Annotated in this window: 18 protein-coding genes; 12 read left to right on the top strand and 6 right to left on the bottom strand. The window is 56.9% G+C overall.

Going from position 1 to position 21,271, the window contains the following annotated elements:
• The first annotated feature begins 86 nt into the window (after positions 1-86).
• The 5 genes from QE453_RS03535 to QE453_RS03515 all read left to right on the top strand — a co-directional run bounded on the left by QE453_RS03535 (position 87) and on the right by QE453_RS03515 (position 5,696).
• Positions 87-875: a DUF1295 domain-containing protein gene (locus tag QE453_RS03535; protein WP_309776384.1), complete on the top strand. Its 789-nt coding sequence runs from the start codon at positions 87-89 to the stop codon at positions 873-875.
• Entirely contained in the window at positions 872-1,912 is a 1,041-nt protein-coding gene (locus QE453_RS03530; RefSeq protein ID WP_282456112.1) for a cyclopropane-fatty-acyl-phospholipid synthase family protein, read from the top strand. Before QE453_RS03535 ends, QE453_RS03530 begins: the two co-directional genes overlap by 4 nt.
• A gap of 119 nt (positions 1,913-2,031) precedes the next feature.
• Entirely contained in the window at positions 2,032-4,242 is a 2,211-nt protein-coding gene (locus QE453_RS03525; protein WP_309776382.1) for an ATP-binding protein, read from the top strand.
• Positions 4,235-4,690, top strand: coding sequence for a response regulator (locus tag QE453_RS03520; protein WP_037092067.1), 456 nt, complete (start codon positions 4,235-4,237; stop codon positions 4,688-4,690). The genes QE453_RS03525 and QE453_RS03520 overlap by 8 nt, the downstream gene beginning before the upstream one ends.
• Positions 4,691-4,703: 13 nt before the next feature.
• Positions 4,704-5,696, top strand: coding sequence for a sensor histidine kinase (locus QE453_RS03515; RefSeq protein ID WP_142182365.1), 993 nt, complete (start codon positions 4,704-4,706; stop codon positions 5,694-5,696).
• Positions 5,697-5,740: 44 nt separating this feature from the next.
• On the opposite strand, the gene QE453_RS03510 is transcribed toward QE453_RS03515, so the two are convergent.
• Positions 5,741-6,115, bottom strand: coding sequence for a response regulator (locus QE453_RS03510; protein ID WP_006699868.1), 375 nt, complete (start codon positions 6,113-6,115; stop codon positions 5,741-5,743).
• Positions 6,116-6,325: 210 nt separating this feature from the next.
• Between QE453_RS03510 and QE453_RS03505 the strand changes: the two genes are divergently transcribed.
• The 6 genes from QE453_RS03505 (at position 6,326) to QE453_RS03480 (ending at position 14,718) form a co-directional block, all read left to right on the top strand.
• On the top strand, positions 6,326-7,780 hold the full coding sequence (locus QE453_RS03505) for a CHASE3 domain-containing protein (RefSeq protein ID WP_309776381.1): 1,455 nt from the start codon (positions 6,326-6,328) through the stop codon (positions 7,778-7,780).
• Positions 7,777-8,214 (top strand): response regulator, encoded by a 438-nt coding sequence (locus tag QE453_RS03500; protein WP_004445914.1) that lies wholly within the window; start codon positions 7,777-7,779, stop codon positions 8,212-8,214. Before QE453_RS03505 ends, QE453_RS03500 begins: the two co-directional genes overlap by 4 nt.
• Before the next feature lie 4 nt (positions 8,215-8,218).
• Positions 8,219-9,256, top strand: coding sequence for a sensor histidine kinase (locus QE453_RS03495; RefSeq protein ID WP_042935498.1), 1,038 nt, complete (start codon positions 8,219-8,221; stop codon positions 9,254-9,256).
• Positions 9,257-9,756: 500 nt separating this feature from the next.
• Positions 9,757-11,211: an HlyD family efflux transporter periplasmic adaptor subunit gene (locus tag QE453_RS03490; protein ID WP_244405749.1), complete on the top strand. Its 1,455-nt coding sequence runs from the start codon at positions 9,757-9,759 to the stop codon at positions 11,209-11,211.
• A gap of 148 nt (positions 11,212-11,359) precedes the next feature.
• On the top strand, positions 11,360-13,324 hold the full coding sequence (locus QE453_RS03485; protein WP_309776380.1) for a glycosyltransferase family 2 protein: 1,965 nt from the start codon (positions 11,360-11,362) through the stop codon (positions 13,322-13,324).
• A gap of 95 nt (positions 13,325-13,419) precedes the next feature.
• Positions 13,420-14,718, top strand: a complete 1,299-nt coding sequence (locus tag QE453_RS03480; RefSeq protein WP_309776379.1) for a hypothetical protein — start codon at positions 13,420-13,422, stop codon at positions 14,716-14,718.
• 84 nt (positions 14,719-14,802) lie between these two features.
• Here the strand turns inward: QE453_RS03480 and QE453_RS03475 are convergent, their stop codons facing one another.
• The 5 genes from QE453_RS03475 to QE453_RS03455 all read right to left on the bottom strand — a co-directional run bounded on the left by QE453_RS03475 (position 14,803) and on the right by QE453_RS03455 (position 19,794).
• Complete coding sequence (locus QE453_RS03475; protein ID WP_309776378.1) at positions 14,803-15,684, bottom strand: carbohydrate ABC transporter permease; 882 nt, start codon at positions 15,682-15,684, stop codon at positions 14,803-14,805.
• Positions 15,681-16,769: a carbohydrate ABC transporter permease gene (locus QE453_RS03470; protein WP_112416160.1), complete on the bottom strand. Its 1,089-nt coding sequence runs from the start codon at positions 16,767-16,769 to the stop codon at positions 15,681-15,683. The genes QE453_RS03475 and QE453_RS03470 overlap by 4 nt, the downstream gene beginning before the upstream one ends.
• 11 nt (positions 16,770-16,780) lie before the next feature.
• Positions 16,781-18,049 carry an extracellular solute-binding protein gene (locus tag QE453_RS03465; RefSeq protein ID WP_309776377.1) on the bottom strand — a complete coding sequence of 423 codons (1,269 nt, stop codon included), beginning with the start codon at positions 18,047-18,049 and terminating at the stop codon, positions 16,781-16,783.
• 152 nt (positions 18,050-18,201) lie between these two features.
• The gene (locus tag QE453_RS03460; RefSeq protein WP_309776376.1) at positions 18,202-19,167 is read right to left on the bottom strand and encodes an MYG1 family protein; all 966 of its coding nucleotides are present in this window, start codon (positions 19,165-19,167) and stop codon (positions 18,202-18,204) included.
• A 159-nt stretch (positions 19,168-19,326) separates the two neighbouring features.
• A complete protein-coding gene (locus tag QE453_RS03455; RefSeq protein ID WP_309776375.1) occupies positions 19,327-19,794 on the bottom strand; it encodes an Lrp/AsnC family transcriptional regulator in 468 nt (155 codons plus the stop codon).
• A gap of 123 nt (positions 19,795-19,917) precedes the next feature.
• Between QE453_RS03455 and QE453_RS03450 the strand changes: the two genes are divergently transcribed.
• Positions 19,918-21,201 carry a cystathionine gamma-synthase family protein gene (locus QE453_RS03450; protein ID WP_004445895.1) on the top strand — a complete coding sequence of 428 codons (1,284 nt, stop codon included), beginning with the start codon at positions 19,918-19,920 and terminating at the stop codon, positions 21,199-21,201.
• The last annotated feature ends 70 nt before the right edge of the window (positions 21,202-21,271 follow it).

Here is a 21,271-nt window from a genome sequence, read left to right as displayed (position 1 = left end):
AACCCTGAAACTCTTTTGCTGGTTAGGCCGTATTTGCCATCACGAAACCCGGCCTCGATCGATTAAAAGTGGTGAGCGAAGTAGTGATGTTTTCCGTGATCCTGACGCTTGCCATTCTGATGTCGCTGCTGATGGCGGGAGCCTGGGCATTACAAAGAGCGACCGGCTCGAGCGGCTGGATCGACACCGTCTGGTCGGCAAGCGTCGGGCTCGGCGGCATCTTGGCTGTGTTGCGGGCGGAGGGCGATGGCGGGCGGCGCAGTATCGTATTCTGTCTCGTTGTCGTATGGTCCCTGCGGCTTGCTGGACACATAGGCCTGCGCACGCGGGGCGGCGGGGAAGATCCGCGGTATGCAAAACTCATGGAGCAATGGGGCGAAACCGGCCCCCGGCGGCTTTTCTTCTTCCTGCAAATACAGGCGGTTGCCGCCTTCGTGCTTGTTTTGGCTGTTTACCTAGCCGCCAGCAACGACAGGATTTTCCCGCGTACCATAGATCTTCTCGCCACCATGGTTGCGCTTGTTGCACTGGCAGGTGAAGCGCTCTCGGACGCCCAGCTGTCGAAATTCAGGAAAACCCCCGAAGCGAAAACCGGTATATGTGAAACCGGTCTCTGGCGTTATTCACGCCATCCCAATTATTTCTTCGAATGGCTTTTCTGGTGCAGCTTGCCGCTGCTGGCCTTTCAGGCGCACGGCTTGTCCTGGGCGTCGCTTGCCGCGCCCGTCATGATGTACTGGCTGCTCGTCCATGTCTCCGGCATTCCGCCGCTTGAAGAGCACATGCTGAAATCGCGCGGAGAAAAATTCCGTGCCCTGCAACGCCGCGTCAACGCCTTCTTTCCGGGGCCGCGCAAAAACGAGGAAGCGCCATGAATATGCTCGCCTTTGCCATCAATGCCGCAGAACGCGCGGCGCTCAACGACAGCGTTACACTCGCCGGAATAGATATGCTCTGCGCAAGAACGAAACGGCGGCTCGCAAAAATACCGCCGGATGCCGAGGCGGCTTTTGCGGCGGATATGGCGAAATTCCCCGTCGCCAGCCATACCGACGAGGCGAACAGGCAACACTATGAAGTCCCCGCTGAATTTTTCGCACTGGTTCTCGGAGCCCAGCGGAAATATTCCTGCTGCTATTATCCCCATAACAAGACAAGCCTCGGTGAAGCGGAGACAGCTGCTCTCGCCGAGACGGTAGACCATGCCGAGTTGGAGGACGGCATGGACATTCTCGAACTCGGCTGCGGCTGGGGTTCGCTGTCGCTTTATATGGCAGCGCGTTTTCGCAATGCGCGGATCACGTCTGTCTCCAATTCCGCATCGCAACGGGAATCCATCCTTGGCCGCGCGCGTGAGCGCGGGCTGTCCAATCTTTCCGTGGTGACCGCAGACATGAACGATTTTGCGACCGGCGATCACTTTGATCGCGTCGTATCGGTCGAAATGTTCGAACATATGTCGAATTGGCAGGTGCTCTTCGAACGCGTTCGTACCTGGCTGAAACCTGATGGCAAGTTTTTCCTCCATGTCTTCAACCACCGCAGCCGATCCTATCGTTTCGACCACAACAACCCCGCCGACTGGATTGCCCGGCATTTTTTCACCGGCGGCATCATGCCCGCTTTTGATCTTCCCCATCGTTTCAGCGAGGTTCTTACCGTCGAAAGGGAATGGAACTGGCCGGGATCGCATTATCGGCGCACGGCTCTCGCCTGGCTTGAGAATTTCGATCGGGAAATCGGCCACATAAGGCCGATCCTGCAGCGTGTTTATGGCGCTGACGCGCGGTTATGGGAACGCCGCTGGCGTCTGTTTTTTCTCGCAACGGCCGGGCTGTTTGGTCACGAGGACGGTAACGTCTGGGGTGTGGGTCATTATCTCATGAAGCCCGCTGTTGTTGCCGAAACCTGAGAGGGACGTGGCCGACGGCGAAACAATTTCGTGTAAGCAAACGTTTACATCCGTAGAATAATGGCTAGGCTGGCCGCGTTTTGAGCAGGCCGTCGATCACAGAGCGGCTGGAGAAAGTCATGAGTTCAGTCACGCCGAAGCTGGATAGTTGCGGCGCCGAGCCCATCCACATTCCCGGCGCTATCCAGCAACATGGCGCACTCTTCGTGCTGTCCGCGCGTCAGTTGGCCGTCGTGCAGGCGAGCGATAACCTGCAGGATTTTCTAGATGCGCCTCTATCGATCGGGGTGATTCCAGACCCGGGAACATTGCCTTTTATCGAGGCGTTACCGGCTTGGTATTCCGGTGACGACAGCAGCTTCAGATATGTCTGGACCGAAAAAAAACTCGATGTCTCGGCGCATCGGTCGGGAAGCGTGATCATCGTCGAGCTTGAGAGAACAGGCCCGGGCGACGCCGCCGAAGCGCTGATGAGCGAATTGACAGGCCTCGCCCAATATCTCAACAGCACGCCATCGCTGAGCGACGCACTGTCTCGAGTTGCACAGCTTGTTTCCTCGATCAGCGGTTATGACCGGACCCTCATTTATGACTTCGGTCCCGACTGGAGCGGTCATGTCGTGGCGGAGGCCGGCAGCGGCGCGTTGCCTTCATATATCGGGCTTCGCTTCCCGGCTGGCGACATCCCGCCGCAGGCGCGCAAGCTTTATACGGTCAACCGTCTGCGTATGATCCCGGACGTCGATTACAGGCCCGTGCCTGTCATGCCGCAGGTCAACGCGGAAACGGGCGCAGTGCTCGATATGAGCCTTTCACAGCTTCGCAGCGTTTCGCCCGTTCATCTGGAATACATGCGTAACATGGCGACGGCGGCCTCGATGTCGGTGTCAATCATCGTCAATGGCAAATTGTGGGGGCTGATTGCATGCCATCACGCCGCCCCGCACTCCGTCTCGCTGGCCGTGCGCGAAGCCTGCGATTTCGCCGCCCAGCTCCTTTCGATGCGGATCGCAATGGAGCAAAGTTCTCAGGATGCTTCGCGCCGGCTGGAACTTGGTCATGTCCAGGCTCGCCTGCTCAAGCGGATGGCGGCGGCACAAAGATGGGTTGATGGCCTCTTGGGCGGGGAGAGCGAAAAGGACGATCTGCTGGAGCAGGTGGGGGCTGAGGGAGCGGCACTCCTTTTTGGCGATGAGTACCATCTCGTGGGCAAGACTCCCTCGCAGGAGCAGGTCGAAGGATTGATCCGCTGGCTCGGCGAACGCGAGGTTGCAGACCTGTTTGCCACAGACAATCTTGCCGGCGATTATCCCGCTGCTGCGGCGTTTGCGTCCGTGGCAAGCGGGATCATAGCGATGCGGGTTTCGGAATTGCACGGAAGCTGGCTGATCTGGTTTCGGCCGGAAGTCGTAAAGACGGTGCGCTGGGGCGGGGATCCGCACAAGACAGTGCATGAGAGCGGGCGCATTCATCCGCGCAAATCGTTCGAAACCTGGAAAGAGCAGGTGCGCAACACAGCCTCACCGTGGTCAGCCCCCGAGCTTGCAGCGGCGCGGGAGTTGCGTGGCGCGATCATCGGCATCGTCCTGCGCAAGGCGGAGGAAATGGCGGATCTGACAAAAGAATTGCAGAGGACCAACAAGGAGCTGGAGGCATTTTCCTACTCGGTTTCGCATGATCTCCGTGCGCCCTTCCGTCATATTGTCGGTTTCGCCCAGCTTTTGCGCGAACGCAGCAACGCCCTGGATGAAAAATCGCTCCACTATCTGCAGATGATCTCCGAAGCGGCACTCGGCGCAGGCAGGCTCGTGGATGATCTTCTGAATTTCTCGCAACTCGGCCGCACGCAAATCACAATGGTGCCGGTAGACATGGAGAAAGTCGTGAACGAGGTTCGCCGGTCCCTCGCTCATTCCATCGCTGATCGGCAGATCGAATGGCATATCGGCAATCTGCCCGTATCGCTCGGAGATCCGACCCTGCTTCGGCAGGTGTGGTACAACCTCGTTGACAACGCGATCAAATATTCCCGCCAGAAACCCGTTTCGATTATCACCATTTCCGCGGCAGAAATCGAAGGTGGCGTGACCTACTCGGTCGAGGATAACGGTGTCGGCTTTGACATGGCCTATTACAGCAAGCTTTTTGGTGTGTTCCAGAGATTGCAGCGGGTAGAGGATTTTGAGGGAACGGGAATTGGACTTGCGCTGGTAAGACGAATTGTTGAACGCCACCACGGTTCGGTCAGCGCTAAGGGAACTGTCGGAGAGGGAGCCACGTTCTCCTTCACATTGCCGGTTACGAAAGTTGAAGAGGAAAAAATTGCCTGAACTCAGACCTATTCTTCTCGTGGAGGATAATCCACGCGATCTGGAATTGACGCTAACTGCGCTGGAAAAATGTCAACTGGCGAACGAGGTCGTCATTGCGCGTGATGGTGCCGAAGCGCTTGATTATCTCAATGCCTCGGGTAGCTTCCACAACCGGCCTGCCGGCGATCCGACCGTGGTTCTTCTTGATCTCAAGCTGCCGAAAGTTGACGGGCTCGAGGTCCTCCAGACCGTTAAGGGCAGCGATCACCTCAAGCATATTCCGGTCGTCATGCTGACCTCCTCCCGTGAAGAACAGGATCTCGTAAAGAGCTACGAACTCGGCGTGAACGCCTTTGTGGTGAAGCCAGTGGAGTTCAATCAGTTTTTTAAGGCGATACAGGATCTTGGCGTGTTCTGGGCCCTGCTGAACGAACCGCCGCCGGGCGCGCGCCGCAATGGTGCGTGAGGCGATGCCGCAGATGGAGCAAAGCAAGCTTCTTCTTCTCGAAGACAGCTCGGTCGATGCCGAACTGATCGAGGATCAGCTTTCACGGATCTCTCCGCCCCCTGTCGTAACCAGGGCGGTGGGTAAAACTTCCTTCATCGAGGCTCTGGAAAATCAGCAGTTTGATATCATTCTCGCAGATTTTTCCCTGCCGGACTTTGACGGCATGGCTGCGCTTGATGTCGTCATGCAAACGAGACCCAACACGCCCTTCATTTTCGTTTCCGGTGTTCTCGGCGAAGACGCGGCGATCGATGCCTTCAGGCGCGGCGCAACTGATTATGTCCTGAAGCAGCGACTGGCGAGGCTGCCCTCCGCAGTGGGTCGCGCTCTCGCGGAAGCACGGGAAAAGGAGGAGCGGAGACGGGCGGAAATGCACAAGGAGCTGCTCGTCCGCGAACTCAGCCATCGTGTCAAGAACACAATGGCGATGGTCATTTCCATCATTCGTCGCACTGCAAAAGGCAGTTCATCCGTAGAGGATTATCAAGAGAGGCTCGTGGCCCGCGTGAGTGCGCTCGCCGAAAGTCATGCCCTGCTTTTCCAGAGCAACTGGGGGCAAACCGATCTCAAGGATGTCGTGAAGCGGGCAATTGAACCCCATAACACTTTTGCCAGCCGCGTCGAGCTCGACGGTCCGGACGGGGTTAGCGTATCGCCTAAATCCGCATTGGCGCTTGGCATGATTTTACATGAACTGGTGACGAATGCGCAGAAATACGGTTCGCTTTCAGAAGCGACCGGGAAGGTGCAGGTGTTCTGGAAAAGGCTTCGTAACGATGAAGGCCGGGACCTTATCGAGCTGCGCTGGCATGAAAGCGGTGGCCCGCCCATTTCCGCTCCGCTGGAGACCGGTTTCGGAACGACCCTTGTTACAAGGGGAGCCCAGTACGAGTTGCAGGGCGACAGTGAAATCCGCTATGATCGCGACGGCCTGAAATATCGGGTGATTTTCCCTCTGGACTGAAGTGTCGCCTATCAGCGTTACCGGACGTTGCGGGTATTTTCCCGCTAGCCGGTATGCGCGAATTCGGTCGCCAGAACATTCGGGAGATTATCAAAATCGCACGGCTTGGAAATGATCGTCAGCCCTGTCAATTGCGTGCGAATACCGGGTATCTCGGCATATCCGCTGCAGATGACGAAAGGTATGCTCTCGGCCCTCAGTCGTTCGATCACGGGAAAGGATAACTCGCCCTTGAGATTGAGGTCGATGACCGCTCCATCCAGATCGGTTGCGCTTATTTTCTCCAGCGCTGCGGCTATATCGGAAACCGGCCCGATGACGTCGACACCGAGGTCGGACAGAAAGTCCTCCATATCCATCGCCAGAAGGGCGTCGTCTTCCAGAACGAGGATATGCTTTCCCTGAAAATCATATTGCATAGCTTACCGCATTCACATGGTCGCAGGCGCGCCCGGACATTTTACCAACAGCGCTGAACGCCTGAAGATCGAGGTGGTTCCACCCTTGTGTAAAAAGAAATCATTCGCATCCGTCGCTTGCGTACTCTAGTTTGTGCCGCGAACTAACTGCCTACCGGGAATGTTACTGCTGTGACTGGTTTTTCACCGTTTGCCCAGCGAAGCCTTTTGATGCTTGCTGTTGGCGTTGCAATTTTGATTGGCATGGTCTCCACATCTTTGTGGCTGGTGCAGGTGAATAATCTCTATTCCCAGGAAACGGCGGAACTGCGCCGTGTCCGTGCCGCAATTCTGGATGTGCTGACGACGATGCAGGACGTCGAAACCGGCCAGCGGGGATATCTGCTTACCAACAATCGCGAATATCTGGGGCCTTACGAAGAGGCCCTTCAGGGCTTGCCCGAACGCCAGGCGCGACTTCTCGATCTTCTGAAAGGGGAAGAGCGATATAAGCAACCTCTCGCTGACTTGAAGCAGGCGATCGACGCAAAGCTCTCCGAGACACGCGAAACCATCGATTTGCAGCGCGCGGGTCGCATTACCGAGGCAGCCGAGGTCGTTCGAAATAACGACGGCAAACGCTTCATGAATGAGATCAGGAGTGTTCTGTCGGACCTTCAGTCGGATACCGACGATCGCCTGCGCGTCATCGTTGCGGATCAACTGGGCGCCGCCAATACACTTCGTTGGGTAACGATTGGCGGTGCCGTTGCAATTCTCATCGTGGTCGGCGGGTCGATACTGCTCGTCTTTACTTATATTCGCGCGCTAAACAGGTCGCGGGAGGATGTGGACGAACTCAATCGCCATCTTGAGGAGCGTGTCGAGGAAAGAACACGCGATCTTCGCCGGGCCAACCAGGAAATTCAGCGCTTCGCTTATATCGTTACTCATGATCTGAGGGCGCCGCTTGTCAACATCATGGGCTTCCTTTCTGAATTCGATACGTCGCTGAAGCCGGTCACCAACTATGTCCTGGCAGATGGAAAAACGCTGACGCAGGATGTGATCCGAGAGGCGCGACTGGCGGTTGAGGAAGACATACCCGAAGCCATCGGGTTTATCCGTTCATCGACCCGCAAGATGGACCAGCTGATCAACGCCATTCTGAAGATATCCCGTGACGGCCAGCGCAAGCTTCAGCCGGAGAAAGTCGATATCGAAACTTTGCTCTCCTCGCTTTCAGAGACCGTGCGCCATCAGATCACGGCCAATGGAGGCGAGATTCATGTCGACACGCCCAAGCTGACAGTCGTGACGGACCGCATATCTCTCGACCAGATTCTAGGTAATCTTCTCGATAACGCGGTGAAATATCAGATGCCTGGGCGCCCTCTGAGGTTAACGGCACGCGCCTATCCGGCCGGGCGCGGCGCGATCGCCATTGAAATTGGCGACAACGGGCGCGGTATCGGTGAGCAGGATCTTGAGCGTGTCTTCGAACTGTTTCGTCGGGCGGGCGAACAGGACCAGCCCGGTGAGGGAATAGGTCTCGCACATGTCCGTTCGCTAATCAGAAATTTAGGAGGTGACATTAGGGTGGAGTCGCGACTCGGGGAAGGCAGCACATTTATCTTGCTGCTTCCGAGTGACCTCAGAAGAGTAACGAAGGAAGGCGACAAATGAAAGCGACCGGTCAGGAAGTAACGATCGTGATGATCGAAGACGACGAGGGACATGCCCGTCTGATCGAGAAGAATGTGCGCAGAGCAGGTGTCAACAACGAGATCGTGCCGTTCACACTCGGTGCAAAGGCGCTGGATTACATTTTGGGCCAAAGCAGGGATGGGCTCGTCAGCAAGGATCGCTATCTGCTCGTTTTGCTCGACCTCAATCTCCCCGACATGTCCGGCATCAGCATTCTCGAGCAGATCAAAAGCAATGAATACACCCGCCGTCTGCCTGTCGTGGTTTTGACGACCACTGATGACGAAACCGAAATTCAGAAATGCTATGATCTCGGCGCGAATGTTTATATAACAAAGCCGGTCGACTATGAGGGCTTCGCGAATGCCATCAAAAATCTCGGCCTTTTCTTTTCCGTAATACAGATACCCTGAAGGCATGATGGCTCTGCGCGTTTTGTATGTCGATGACGACCCGGCTCTGGCGCGGCTTGCGAGCCGCGTCCTTGGTCGCCACGGAATGGAGGTGGTCCATGCCGCGTCCGTTGCTTCCGGGCTTGAGCTTTTCCAAAACGGGCAGTTCGATGTCGTCGTTCTCGATCACTATTTTCAGACGGCGACGGGAATGGAGTTTCTGGCGGCTATCGAGACGGTGCCGGCCCGGGTTCCCGTTCTTTACGTAACGGGGTCCAACGAGGCCCAGATCGCCATAGACGCGCTCAAGGCAGGTGCCGCCGATTACGTCATCAAGAATGTTGGAGACGACTTTTTTCCGCTGTTGCTGGCAGCCATCAACCAGGCGCTTGAAAACCATCGCCTGCGGCAAACAAAAGAGGAAGCTGACCGTCTGCTGATAAAGGCCAAAGAGCATGCGGAAATGATGGTGAAAGAGATGAACCATCGCATCGCGAATAGTCTCTCACTGGTTTCCGCCATGATCCGGCTGCAGATCAATACGCTGAAGTCCCAGGAAGCAGAAACGGCGTTGCTGGAAACGCAGAGCCGGATTTCTGCGATCGCCGGCGTTCATCGCAGTCTCTACAATACAGCGAATGTGGGGCTCGTATCCCTGAATTCCTATCTCACCTCGATCATAAGCGACCTGTTCCAAGCTGTTCCGGGCTCTTCCTCCATCACGGTCGAAACGTCGCTCTGTGAGGTTGATCTGAACGCCGACCATGCCGTTGCGCTCGGTGTCATCGTCACTGAGCTTCTGACAAACGCGCTCAAATATGCCTATCCGGATCAAGAAGGCACAGTGCGCATTAACCTGTCCGCCCAGGACGGCCGGTTCATTCTTGTTGTGGAGGATGACGGCGTCGGTGTGAAACCGGATTCAGCCCCTCGCGGCACCGGTCTCGGCACCAAGCTGATCATGGCGATGGCGCAGAATATTGGCGCCCGGGTCGAGCAGACGCACACGCACCCGGAACTCAAAAAAGGCACCCGTTTCTCGATGATATGGAATGAACGGTGACGGCATGGCCGCCGTGCCTTGCGATTATATCTCGATATAACGGCTGTCTAGCGGAGAGCGATTGGACCTCCTGGCCGTCCCCATAGCCTTCAGCGCGAACGAATGGTCAAAATATTTTGCCCGAAGCACGGAAGAGTGAAGCCGCTTTCGGCGCTCAGAGCAGAGCGACCTGCCGCCAAAGCGATTCTTTAAAATTTTTCTCTCTGCCATAGTGGAAACGCGGTACATTCTCAGGTTGTGCGCCCCGGTCGAGCAAAGTGCACAAGGCGGGTGCCGGCTGCCGCTATAAAGGCACAGCTAATATGGAACGACTGAAATTTGACCCAGGAAGTTTTCATGGGTGAAATTTTGCGTCCATAAAGCCGGCAGATGCATAGTATTTCGGCAATTTCGGAAAATGTCTTAATGCAATCTTAACGATGTTGCGCTGCAAAAAAACTTGATGGACTATTTTAATACTGCGGGAGGAAATGCTGTTCAACAAAACAGGAGTTCGTGCCATGCTGTTCCGCAATAGAGATAAAGAAAAACCTCAAGGCGCCTCGGTCAGGCTGGCCTCATATACTGTTCTCGGTGTTGTCGCCACAGTGTTTTCCTCCTCCGTGTTTCCACCTGTCTTCACTTCGCAGACAAACCGCGCCTTGATCAATGCTCCCGTCATTCCGCTGACGACCCCCATCAGTGGCGTGGTGAAAATATCCGGTAACGGCAGGGCGGCTGTTGAAAACGACAAGGTCGACAACACCACTCTGATCGGCCTGAAAGTGCAACTGGCGGCACTCGACAATGAACTTCGCCAGAAAAATGCGATTATCGGCGATTATGCTAGCCGGGTCGACAATCTGAACAATGATCTTCTCAGCCAGCAAGCGGCTTTACTGCAGAGAACAGAATCCGACCTTGAAGCGGCAAAGGCTGCTTTGCAGATGGTGACCTATTCGACCCGCATCGCGAAAGCAGAAGCGGTGCGCAAACAGAAGCTGGTTGCCAAGGGCGTTTATTTCGGAATTGGCGACGACATCGCCGATACGATACAACTTGAAGATACAAAACTGCAGGCCGCGAAAGTTGCCGTCGACAAGCTGAACAAGGAAATGAGCTTCGCGCGCCAGGGCATCTATATCGGTTCCGACCTGCAATCCCTGCAAAATCTTCAGCAGGAAATCCGCACGAGGTCCGCCGATCTGCTGCAAATCCAGATGCAGATGACGACCATGCAGACGCGGAAAAGCGAACTCGAAGCGCTTGCCTCCGCGGAGGCCGCGCGTATCGACAGGCTGACCCGCGCCGATCTCGCCATTCCGCCGGGCACGACGCTTTATAAGCCGGTTGCCGTGACGGGACGTGAAGTGGTGGCCGGCGACACCTTGGCGGAGGCGCTCGACTGTCGCAACGCTTTCGTCGTGGCAATTTTTTCCGAACGTCAGGCGCAGGCCCTTTCCGTGGGTTCAAGGGTAAAGGTAAATGCCGATGCGTGGGCGCAGGAAGCGGACGGGGTGGTAGAGCGGCTGGTGCCCCGGACCACCGAACGCGTCGACCTCGATTATGCCGTACCGTTTCCCCCCACGGAGCGGCGGGAGCTTTACGCTTATATCCGCATGGCCGGGACATCCGAGAGCCAGTTTATGAAAAACGGCGTCTGTTCGGTCGGTACCTGGGTGAGTGTAAGTCTGCCGCGCGAATGGCTCGGCAAGACCCGGGAATATGTTCATGAGGCATCGGCAAGCCTTTTCCAGTTTGCGCAGGCATCCGCCAGCGAAATGCCCGATGTGAGGCAGGCCGCCTGGACGCTCATCGAGACATCACGAGAGAAAATATTCGAGCAGATGGGCATGGGCGAGCAGCCGCAACAGCCGCCGGGAATAGCGGCGCCCACTACAAAGCCGGATATCATCACGCAGCATGCGATCAGCGGTGCAGATGCCACCGCGAAAGCACCGCGCACCCAATCCTGACACCCGCATGGATTGGGCAAGCCCCTGCGGGCGCGTCCACGACGCCCGCAGGGCGACCCACCTGTTTCACACAGTCGAAGCAGCCTCATTCGCGCACGCTATCGGGCGCGGCTTTTGGGACGTATCCGGTCAACCATGAGGACAAGCGATGTATTTCACTTCAGAGGGCGATGTTCAGTCCGTCCTTTATGTCAATCTCATCATCGCCCTCTGCGCGATCCTGTTCACCATGCTTGCCGACCCGCGGCGAACGCTGGACCGGCTGGCGTTCAGCACCATCATGCTGCTTTCGCTCAGCGTCTATATTTTGTGGCGCGCCACCGATACGCTGCCTCCCTTCGAGCTTTCGCTGGAAACCGCCTGGAATTACATCTATTTCACTTTCGAACTGATCTCCGTGCTTTATGCGATGGGATCGATCCTGATCCTGACAAGACGAACGGACTGGTCTTCCATTGCAGACGAAGCCGAAGCCGGGATTACGGGCGATCCCAATGCGCCGCTGGTCGATGTGTTCATCTGCACCTACAATGAACCTTTGAACGTGCTTGAAAAATCGATTGTCGCGGCTCAGGCAATGCAATATCCGCGGTTGCGCGTTTTCGTCTGCGACGATACGCGCAGGTCCGAGGTTCGGGACTATTGCGAAACAGTCGGCGTCAATTACGTGACGCGGCCGGACAATAAGCACGCAAAGGCGGGGAACCTGAACAATGCGCTTGTCCACACCAATGCGCTGTCGGAAATTTCAGATTTCATCATGGTTCTTGATGCTGATTTTGCGCCGCAGGCCAATTTCCTGTCACGCGTGACCGGACTTTTTGCCGATCCCAAAGTGGCCGTGGTGCAGACACCGCAATTTTATTTCAACAGCGACCCCATCCAGCATAATCTCGGTATCCGCAATTCCTTCGTGGATGATCAACGGGTATTCTTCGACGTATTCCAGCCTGCAAAGGACGCGGTCGGTTGTGCGTTCTGCGTCGGAACGAGTTTCGTTCTGCGGCGGGCAGCGGTGAACGAACTCGGAGGTTTCCCGCATGATGCACTTTCGGAAGACATGCTGCTGACCTACCGGTTGATGGAACGGGGGTATGTGACACGCTGGCTCAATGAAAAGCTCAGCGTCGGATTATCGGCAGAAGGCCTGCCGGAGTATATCACGCAGCGCACGCGCTGGTGTCTCGGCACCATCCAGATTGGACTTTTGCGCACCGGGCCGCTGTGGCGCGGCAATTTCACCCTGACGCAGCGGCTGCATTATCTGCACGGCCTGTTCTGCTGGCTTTCGAAACCCTTCATCCTTTGCCTGCTGCTCGCGCCTTCCATCTATTGGCTGACCGGCGTTTCCGCGCTCCAGGCCGATGAGTTGATGTTCATGCAACTCGGTCTGTCATCGCTTGCGCTGTTCTGGGCCTACTCCACCTGGATATCGGGAAAGCGCACACTGCCGCTTTTCACCGAGGTGACACACGCACTAACCGCCGTTCCGATCACGATCACGCTTTTTCAGGCCATGCGAAAACCTTTCGGACGCCCCTTCAAGGTCACGGAAAAGGGCGGAGACAGGTCACAGGTGCGCGTTCACGGCCCGACGGCGCTATTCTTTGCCCTTGTAACCCTCGCTTCGGCCATCTCCGTGCTGATTGCCGTTTATGGATGGGACGCACCCGTGGAATTTTCGGCGCGCGATTGTCTCAACCTTATCTGGTCGGCCGTCGCCATGGTGATTGCCTTCATCAGCCTTATCTGCTGCATCGAATTGCCGCGTTTCGACAGGGAGGAGCCGATCAGCGTAAACCTTGGCGGACAATTACGGCAGGGCAATGCGGTGACAGGGGTGAAGATCGTGGCACTCTCGACTGAAACCGTGACGCTTGCGGGTTTCACTTCTTCTACAGAAGCGCAGGCCATATTCGTGCCGGAGGTGGGCTGGTTGCAGATCGATGCAACAAAAGACCAGCTAATACCCGGAAAATTCTGCCTTGCTGCAACCGCCGAGCAGCATCGGGGTATCCTGCGGCTGCTTTTCCGCACTGCACCGGAAAATGTGGCGGAACAGGGCGACCTGATAAAATCCATGCAGATGTTGCTTGCAAGGGCCTTCAGCTAATCAGGGGGCTATTGAACAGGACTTTGCCGGACACAACACGGTCCCGATGGCCGGCTGCCGCCTTGAAAGGTTTCGATCAAACGGGAATTCCGCTCATGCCTCTCAGATCGATCATCCCTGCGATCCTGATGTCCTGTGTCATAACAGTGTTGGCTGGAGGTGACGGGCGCGCTGCATCCGGATCCGTCCGCGATATGCTCGCTTCGCGCTTATGCGCGGGTCTTGCCGGGAAGATGGATGGTTCTCCCGCGCCCTTCGTGTTCCGCAGCTTCGAGCCTGCGCCCGATGGCAAGGCGCTCGATCCGGCGCTTTCGAATACGGGTTTTACCTATGACAATGCGCTGGCATCCATCGCTCTTTTTGCATGTGGGAAAGACGCAGAAGCAACAAGGGTTGCCGATGCGCTGCTGCTGGCCGTGAACCGTGACCGCCGTTACAGTGATGGCCGCCTGCGCAACGCCTATCGCTCCGGCCCGGTCGTCAGCAAAACGGAGGTTATGCTCCTGCCCGGTTTCTGGAATGCCGCCAGCAATGCCTGGGTCGAAGACGGCTATCAGGTCGGCAGTGCGACAGGCAATCTCGCCTGGGCAGCCCTTGCCCTGCTTACCGCCTCTGAGCGCTCCGACAATCCAGCCTATTTGCAGGCCGCGGAAAAAATCATGCGCTGGATCGATGCATATACCAAGGGTGACAGCGACATCGGTTACACGGGCGGCACATTCGGCCACGAACCGTCTCCGGTGAAACTCGACTGGAAATCGACGGAGCACAATCTTGACGTTTACGCCGTTGCCAGCTGGCTCACCGAGAGTGGGGACGATAAAACCTGGCGGACGATGCAGGACAGGGCAGGCAAGTTCCTCGACGCCATGTGGAATGAGCAGCAGGGTCGTTTTTATGTTGGTAGCCTGCCCGGCAGCGATCGGCCCAATTTAACCCAGTCGGGAATAGATTCCGAACTCTGGCCCATCCTCGCCGTTCCGGAATTCCGCGGCCGCGCCGAGCGCGTGCTGGAATGGATCGACCGGCACTATGCGGTCGGGGAAGGCTTTGATTTCAACGATGACCGGGACGGCATCTGGCTGGAAGGCACGGCGCAGGCAGCGCTTGCGTTTCAGCATGCAGGCCACGCCGGGCGCGCCGAAGCCCTGCTTGCCACCATTGATGTTGAGGTATCGCCCGATGGTCTGGTCTATGCCACTGTCGGGCCGGAGTTGACGACGGGGCTGATGATCGGGCCTGCCTCGACCTCTGCCGATTTCAAATATTTCAGACTGCCGCATGTCGGCGCTACTGCCTGGGCAATCCTGGCGGCGAAAGACTGGAACCCGTTTTTGAGAGAAAGCAGTTGCACGCGTCCCTGTCGGAATTATACCCGCCCCGGCAGGGGGTAAGGAGGATGTTGTTGTCGTGGGATCGCGAGAAGAACGGATGGCGGCGGGCCTTGCGGTTTAAGATGCCGGGCAGCCGTCACAACGCTATCCCTTTATCCCGCTTGCTGCGATGCTGGAGATGAAAAGTCTCTGCAGACACAGGTAAAATATCAGCACCGGCAGGGTAATAATGGTGAGATAGGCCATGACTTCACCCCAGGGCGTGTTGAGCTGGAAGAAATACTGCAGCCCCACCATAACCGGCCGGTAAGCCTCGGACTGCGTGACGAGAAGCGGCCATAGATACTGCTGGCTGTACATGACGAGAAACTTCAAGATCGCAGCTGTTGCGATCACCGGCCCGCTGAGCGGCATTACCACCTGTGCGTAGATACGCAGCCAGCTGGCTCCGTCGATGCGTGCCGCCTCCAGTAATTCCTTCGGCAGATCCTTGAAATATTGGACGAAGAGAAAAATCGTCAATCCGTCCGCGATCCATGGAATGATCTGCACATGCCAGGAATTGAGCCAACCCCAGGTAAACCCGCCGCTGCCGATCCATGGCGGATTGTTAACCTCCAGCAGCAGTGGTACGGCAATCGTCTCAAACGGAATAATGAGCGTGGCGAGAATGATAGAGAAGAGAAGGTCCTTGCCGCGCCAGTTCAAAAACGTAAAAGCGAAGGCGGCAAGCGAGCCGAGCAGCAGGGCGAGAAATACGGTGACGCCAGTCACCACAACGGAATTGAATATGAAGGTCGCAATCGGCGCCCGGGCGAAAGCCGCAGTATAGTTTTCGAGCGAAAGATCTCCCACCGGCAGGAAGGCTCGTATCGAAGTCGCATCGCTCAACAGCTGGTCGTTCGGTTTTAGCGATGAGAACCCCATGAACAACAGGGGCAGGATGAAGATCGCCGCGAAGGCGAGCATGAGCGCGTAATTGCCGATGAGAAAAACGGGACTTTTGCGGCGTCCGGCCTGCATCATTGCTTCTCCCTTGTCAGGTAGCGCTGGGTCAGCGAAATGCACAGGACAAGCAGGAAAAGGACGACAGAAATTGCGGAGCCCGCCGCTATGTCCTGCTGGCGGTATCCTCGCTCAACCGCCTGATAGACGATGCTCTGCGTAGAGTCGCGAGGCCCGCCTTTGGTCATCACATCGATCTGCGCAAAAAGCGCAAAAGCCTGCATGGTGATGACGATGATAACGAGCACGGCCGTGTTGCGCAGCAGCGGCCAGGTTATCATGCAGAACTTCTGCCAGCGGCTCGCGCCTTCAATGTCCGCTGCCTCGTAGAGATCGGGCGAGATGGTCTGCAGGCCGGAAAGCCAGATGACCATATGGAAACCGACGCCCTGCCAGACTGACATCACCAGAATGGCCCATAAGGCGGTATCGGTTCTGCCCAGCCAGTCGACAGGCTGGAAGAGCCCGAAACTCATATAGCTCAGAAGGCTGTTCAAGAGCCCATTATCGGCGGCATAAATAAACCGCCAGAGAAGCGCCACCACCACCACCGACAAGACCACAGGCATGAAATAGATCGCACGAAAAATCGTGACGCCGGGGATTTTCTGGTTCACCAACAGGGCAAGAAACAGCGCCAGCGCCGCCTGAACCGGCGCGACCACGACCACGAAGGAAAGGGTGTTTACGACGGCTGTCAGGAATACGACGTCGCGTGCGAGAATGACGATCCGGTTCTCGCCCCAGCTGAAGTTCTTATATTCCCGCATTCCGTCCAGATGAGGATAGTCGGGGTTGTTGCGGGTGAAATTACGAATTCTCGGATAGGAGATGGAGCCATCCGCATCCCGGCTGATGCTTCCATCGGCCTGCCTTTCCGGCTTGAGCGTCAGCAAACCGACGCCCAGCAGCCGGCTGTAGTTTTCAAAGCCGACGAACTCCGTCGGGTTGGGAGATGTGAGCCTCTGGTTGGTGAAGGAAAAACCCAGCCCCAGCAGAAATGGTGTGATCAGGAAGAGCCCGATCAGCACCACCGCCGGTGCGGCCATGAACCAGCCCGTGAAGCTGTCCCGGGCCGGTTTTCCCTGTGAAGAAAAGAGCGCCATCGATCACGCCCCTATTTGGGTTGGTAACCGGAATTGCGTTCCAGATTGTTGTTTATCTCGTCCGTTGCATTATCGAGGGTATCGGCCACATCCGCACCGTTGGCAATGTCGGAAAGAGCCTTGGAGAAGACCGGCGAGATGAAGGCGTAGGCCGGAGTGACAGGACGCAACGTACCCTGGCGTCTGGATAGTTCGAAGAAAACTTCGAGCGGGCCGCCCTTCTTGTAATTCTTCGTCATCTGGGCTGCCGAGGGCGTGGCCGGGATAAGACCGATCGCATCCGAGAACTGCGCGAGATATTTGTCCTGGATGGCGAATTCGATGAAGGCGGAAGCGCCTTCGGGATGCTTGCTGGTGGCCGAAACACCAAACTGCCATGACCCCGCGCCGATTTTCGGACCCTGCCCGAAATCAGGCGCAGGCAGGAAAAGCAGATCGTCTCCGTATTTTTCCAGAGCCTTCACCGCAACCCAGTTGCCCATCCATTGCAAGGCGTGGCGACCTTCCAGAAATCCGGTTTCGTGGTCGGCGGGTGATTGCGATGTCCCGGGGGCAAGCTTCTTGGCGAACAGGGATTGCCACCACTCCCCGAACTTGACGGCATTGTCTCCATTGAGGAAGTCCTCGGCGGTTTGATAATTCTCCTTGCCGATCAGGCTGCCGCCGAAACTTTCCAGAAAGGGACTGAAGGCATAGCTGTACCATTCGGTTTTATCAGCCATGCCGAGATCGATGGCATATTCGAACTTGCCGCTGGCAGCGAGCTTCTCAAGGGCTGCGTTGAATTCCTCGCCGGTCCACGGCTGTTCAAGAGTTGGAATGCGGACACCGTTTTCATCGAGCACCGATTTGCGGGCGAATACCGCCACGGCAGCGTCCCACAGGCCGACCGAATATAGCTTGTCTCCCCACCGGCCCACGGCACCGGGCAGGAAATTCGCAAGCTTTGTCTCGTCGATCTTCAGTGGTTGCAAATATCCGGACCACGCCCAGTTGGGCATGTTCGGACCGTCGACATCCAAAATGTCCGGCAGCTTGTTGGAAAGCGCAGCAGCGGTGACGGATTCATTATATGCATTCTGGGGGAATTCCTGAAGCAAGACCCGCCAGTCCGACTGGGACGAGTTGAAGTCCTCGATGATGCCGGCCAGAATCTTGCGTTCTTCAACATTGCCTGCGCCGTGATACCACATCGTGAGGTCGGTCTGGGCCAGTGCGGCGGTGGAAAAAAGCATCGACAGGGCAGTTGCTGCCCCCGCAAAAATGGCTCTGCTGGTCATAGATGGTCCTCCTCCTCACGAAGGGTAACTTCAACATCTACAGATTGTTCCGCAGAAATTTGCGTCCAGACGCTATGCGGAGAACCGCGTTTTAAAAAATGCAGACAGGATCGCGGATTTGCCCCGCCCGAACCGCATCAGCAGCCAGGCGTTCAGATCCCGCCATTTGACGGCTCTGTCGCCGGTGCATTGTTGCTGACGGAGAGAGCCTCTTTTACCGCCAGTTCTGCCATGGCCAACGCGGCGTCGCGGGTCTTTGCAGCTGCGACAAACCGGCCGTTATGGCAGAAGCTCGCGCCTTCCACGCCACAAATCGCTTCCAGATCCTTGTCAGTCAGGCCTGCCCAGGCCGCCGGCAGATCCGCCCGCAACGCGAAGCCCTCGTCGGCGCGCCGGATACCGGTCAGGCACCAGTCGTTGTTACGCGGATGAACGACGAAGAGCAGATGATCGGCGCCTGCCTTCACGATGGCGGGCCGGAACGGCATTCCCATCGGCAACTCGAGAATATGCCCTTCGCCAGCATCCACGATAGCCTGCTTTACTAGCGCTTCGGCGCGCAACTTTGCGGCACTGTTGATTATTTTTGCCTCAACGAAGCTGCGGGCAATGCCCAGCGCCGCGTGGAAATTGCGATTGTCCGCTTCGGGATCGGTGTCATCAAAAACGGGTTTCAGAGTTTCGAGCAGGACGGGCAGGGTCAGCCCGGCGAGCGGTCCGGCCGTCGAGGGGCTGAGCGCCCCATTGTCAACCAGGTCAACAGGCAACACAAAACCGGCATCGAAAGAAGCGTGAATGGTTTCGATGTGGTCTTCTGGAACGCCGAAGGCAGCAAGATAATCGCGGCCGAAATGCTTCCAGATCAGCCCGAACGAACTGTAGGGCTGTCCGTCATCGCGTAACGGCGCGCCGCGCTGGTGGTGGTCGAACATTCCTCTTGCTGCGTCGTAGGCGCCGCCCACGTCGTAGATGATGCGGTCCGCACCGGCAGCGAGCCATTCCGGTGCCCTGCTGCGGATGAGGCGGGCCTGCGGGAAAAGCCGTGTCAGCACAACGCTCGACAGAAGTTCATCGGCATGGAAGCCGCCGGAATGGGTGACGAGGAAGTCCGGGTTCATGTCAGGATGTGCCTTGTTGCTTGCGGAAGAGCCGCCCGAGAATGGGGCACCTGATACCCTTTGCCGTACATCATCTCAACCCGCCACGACCCTAATTCGGATCGAAATTTCCCCCGGAAGGTGCGGACAGCATGCAGCCAGCGCGACATTGTCCGCGCGTTACGACGACCAGATGCGCCGCGTCTTGATCGTATTCATGACGAAGCTGGTCTCGATGGTGTCCACGCATTTCAGCTTCGCGATCTTGTCCTTGATGAAACGCTCGTAATCCTCCAGTCCGCCGCACATAACCTTCAGCATGTAATCCTTCGTGCCCGTGACAAGATGACATTCGAGAACCTCGTCCCACTCAAGAACCGCCGCTTCGAACATCCGGATTTCATCATCGTGCTGGCGGCTGAGGCGAATGGATGCGAGAGCGGTCATGGTCCATCCCTCGATCGCCGAGTCGATGATGGCGGAATATCCCTTGATGGCACCCATTTCTTCCAGGCGTCGAAGCCGGCGTAGACATGCGGATGCCGACAGCCCCACGCGCTCGGCGAGTTCGTTATTCGTGATCCGTGCATCGGCGGACAATTCCCGAAGTATCCGCCGGTCGATCGGGTCTGCAATTTTCTGCGACATAAATTACAATTCTCCGCAATATATTGCTTTATGGGGCATATAAACGCTCCAAAATGCAAGGCATTTCGAGTTCATTGCGTGTAACCTGCAGGAAGTTCAACGCCAGCTGAGGGATCATCGGAAATGACCGCGCCGCATCCGTCCAAAACCCATATCGGCAACCATGCTCTTCATCCCGAAACCCAGATGCTCAATTACGGGTATGATCCGGAGTTGTCGGAGGGAGCCGTGAAGCCTCCGGTGTTCTTGACATCCACCTTCGTTTTCAAGTCGGCAGAAGATGGTCGCGACTTCTTCGATTATGTCTCCGGGCGCAAGGAGCCGCCGGAGGGCAGAGGCGCCGGTCTCGTTTATTCGCGTTTCAACCATCCAAACAGCGAGATCGTCGAGGATCGTCTTGCAGTTTATGAACGGACGGAGAGCTGTGCGCTCTTCTCCTCGGGCATGTCCGCGATTTCGACGACGCTTTTCGCCTTCGTGCGGCCCGGCGATACGGTGCTCCATTCCCAGCCCCTTTACGGCGGCACGGAAACGCTTCTCGCGAAGACCTTTCATAATTTCGGCGTGTCGGCAGTGGGTTTCGCCGATGGTGTCAGCGAAACCTCGGTCATGGCGGCGGCAGAGGAGGCGATGGCGAAAGGCAGGGTGTCCGTTATCCTGATCGAGACTCCCGCCAATCCGACGAACAGCATTGTCGACATCGCCATGATAGGCCGGGTCGCCGAGGTGATTGGCAAAAGGCAGGGGCACAGGCCGATCATCGCCTGCGATAACACGCTTCTTGGTCCTGTATTCCAGCGGCCCATAGAACATGGCGCCGATATTTCGCTCTATTCGCTGACAAAATATGTTGGCGGGCATTCCGATCTTATCGCCGGGGCGGCGCTGGGGCGCAAGGATGTGATGAAGCAGGTGAAGGCCCTACGTGGGGCGATCGGCACGCAGCTCGATCCGCACTCGTGCTGGATGCTCGGACGTTCCCTGGAGACGCTGCAAATCAGGATGGAACGGGCGGACAGCAACGCCAGGCTTGTGGCTGAATTCCTGAATGCCCATCCCAAGGTCGAAAAAATCCACTACCTACCATTCAGCGATCCGGCATCCGCGGTTGGCAAGGTGTTTGCCGCCCAATGTTCGGGGGCAGGATCCACCTTCTCGTTCGACATTGTCGGCGGGCAGGCCGCATCTTTCAAATTTCTCAATGCGCTCAACATATTCAAACTTGCGGTAAGCCTTGGCGGCACGGAGTCCCTTGCTTCTCATCCCGCAACGATGACGCATTCAGGCGTTCCTGCCGATGTCCGTCAGCGTATCGGTGTGCTTGATTCCACGATCCGGCTGTCAATCGGCATCGAACACCCCGACGATCTTATCGCCGACCTGACCCTTTCACTGGATCAGGTCTGACGCTTCACGTGCCAACCAAGAGGTTGTCCTGTGCAGGCGGATCGATATATCTGGGGGTAGTGTAGGCACG

This window comes from Agrobacterium sp. SORGH_AS_0440 (assembly GCF_031453135.1).
GTDB lineage: Bacteria > Pseudomonadota > Alphaproteobacteria > Rhizobiales > Rhizobiaceae > Agrobacterium > Agrobacterium pusense.
The sequence above is the reverse complement of the archived record's forward strand: the minus strand, read 5'-3'. Positions and strand labels throughout refer to the sequence as shown.

Bases quoted from the DNA above. Each gene is read 5' to 3' on its own strand.
- QE453_RS03450 (WP_004445895.1), top strand. From the start codon at position 19,918: ATGACCGCGCCGCATCCGTCCAAAACCCATATCGGCAACCATGCTCTT.
- QE453_RS03485 (WP_309776380.1), top strand. From the start codon at position 11,360: ATGTATTTCACTTCAGAGGGCGATGTTCAGTCCGTCCTTTATGTCAAT.
- QE453_RS03530 (WP_282456112.1), top strand. From the start codon at position 872: ATGAATATGCTCGCCTTTGCCATCAATGCCGCAGAACGCGCGGCGCTC.
- QE453_RS03475 (WP_309776378.1), bottom strand. From the start codon at position 15,684: ATGATGCAGGCCGGACGCCGCAAAAGTCCCGTTTTTCTCATCGGCAAT.
- QE453_RS03490 (WP_244405749.1), top strand. From the start codon at position 9,757: ATGCTGTTCCGCAATAGAGATAAAGAAAAACCTCAAGGCGCCTCGGTC.
- QE453_RS03510 (WP_006699868.1), bottom strand. From the start codon at position 6,115: ATGCAATATGATTTTCAGGGAAAGCATATCCTCGTTCTGGAAGACGAC.
- QE453_RS03480 (WP_309776379.1), top strand. From the start codon at position 13,420: ATGCCTCTCAGATCGATCATCCCTGCGATCCTGATGTCCTGTGTCATA.
- QE453_RS03470 (WP_112416160.1), bottom strand. From the start codon at position 16,769: ATGGCGCTCTTTTCTTCACAGGGAAAACCGGCCCGGGACAGCTTCACG.
- QE453_RS03455 (WP_309776375.1), bottom strand. From the start codon at position 19,794: ATGTCGCAGAAAATTGCAGACCCGATCGACCGGCGGATACTTCGGGAA.
- QE453_RS03500 (WP_004445914.1), top strand. From the start codon at position 7,777: ATGAAAGCGACCGGTCAGGAAGTAACGATCGTGATGATCGAAGACGAC.
- QE453_RS03495 (WP_042935498.1), top strand. From the start codon at position 8,219: ATGATGGCTCTGCGCGTTTTGTATGTCGATGACGACCCGGCTCTGGCG.
- QE453_RS03505 (WP_309776381.1), top strand. From the start codon at position 6,326: ATGCTTGCTGTTGGCGTTGCAATTTTGATTGGCATGGTCTCCACATCT.
- QE453_RS03515 (WP_142182365.1), top strand. From the start codon at position 4,704: ATGGAGCAAAGCAAGCTTCTTCTTCTCGAAGACAGCTCGGTCGATGCC.
- QE453_RS03465 (WP_309776377.1), bottom strand. From the start codon at position 18,049: ATGACCAGCAGAGCCATTTTTGCGGGGGCAGCAACTGCCCTGTCGATG.
- QE453_RS03460 (WP_309776376.1), bottom strand. From the start codon at position 19,167: ATGAACCCGGACTTCCTCGTCACCCATTCCGGCGGCTTCCATGCCGAT.
- QE453_RS03535 (WP_309776384.1), top strand. From the start codon at position 87: ATGTTTTCCGTGATCCTGACGCTTGCCATTCTGATGTCGCTGCTGATG.
- QE453_RS03525 (WP_309776382.1), top strand. From the start codon at position 2,032: ATGAGTTCAGTCACGCCGAAGCTGGATAGTTGCGGCGCCGAGCCCATC.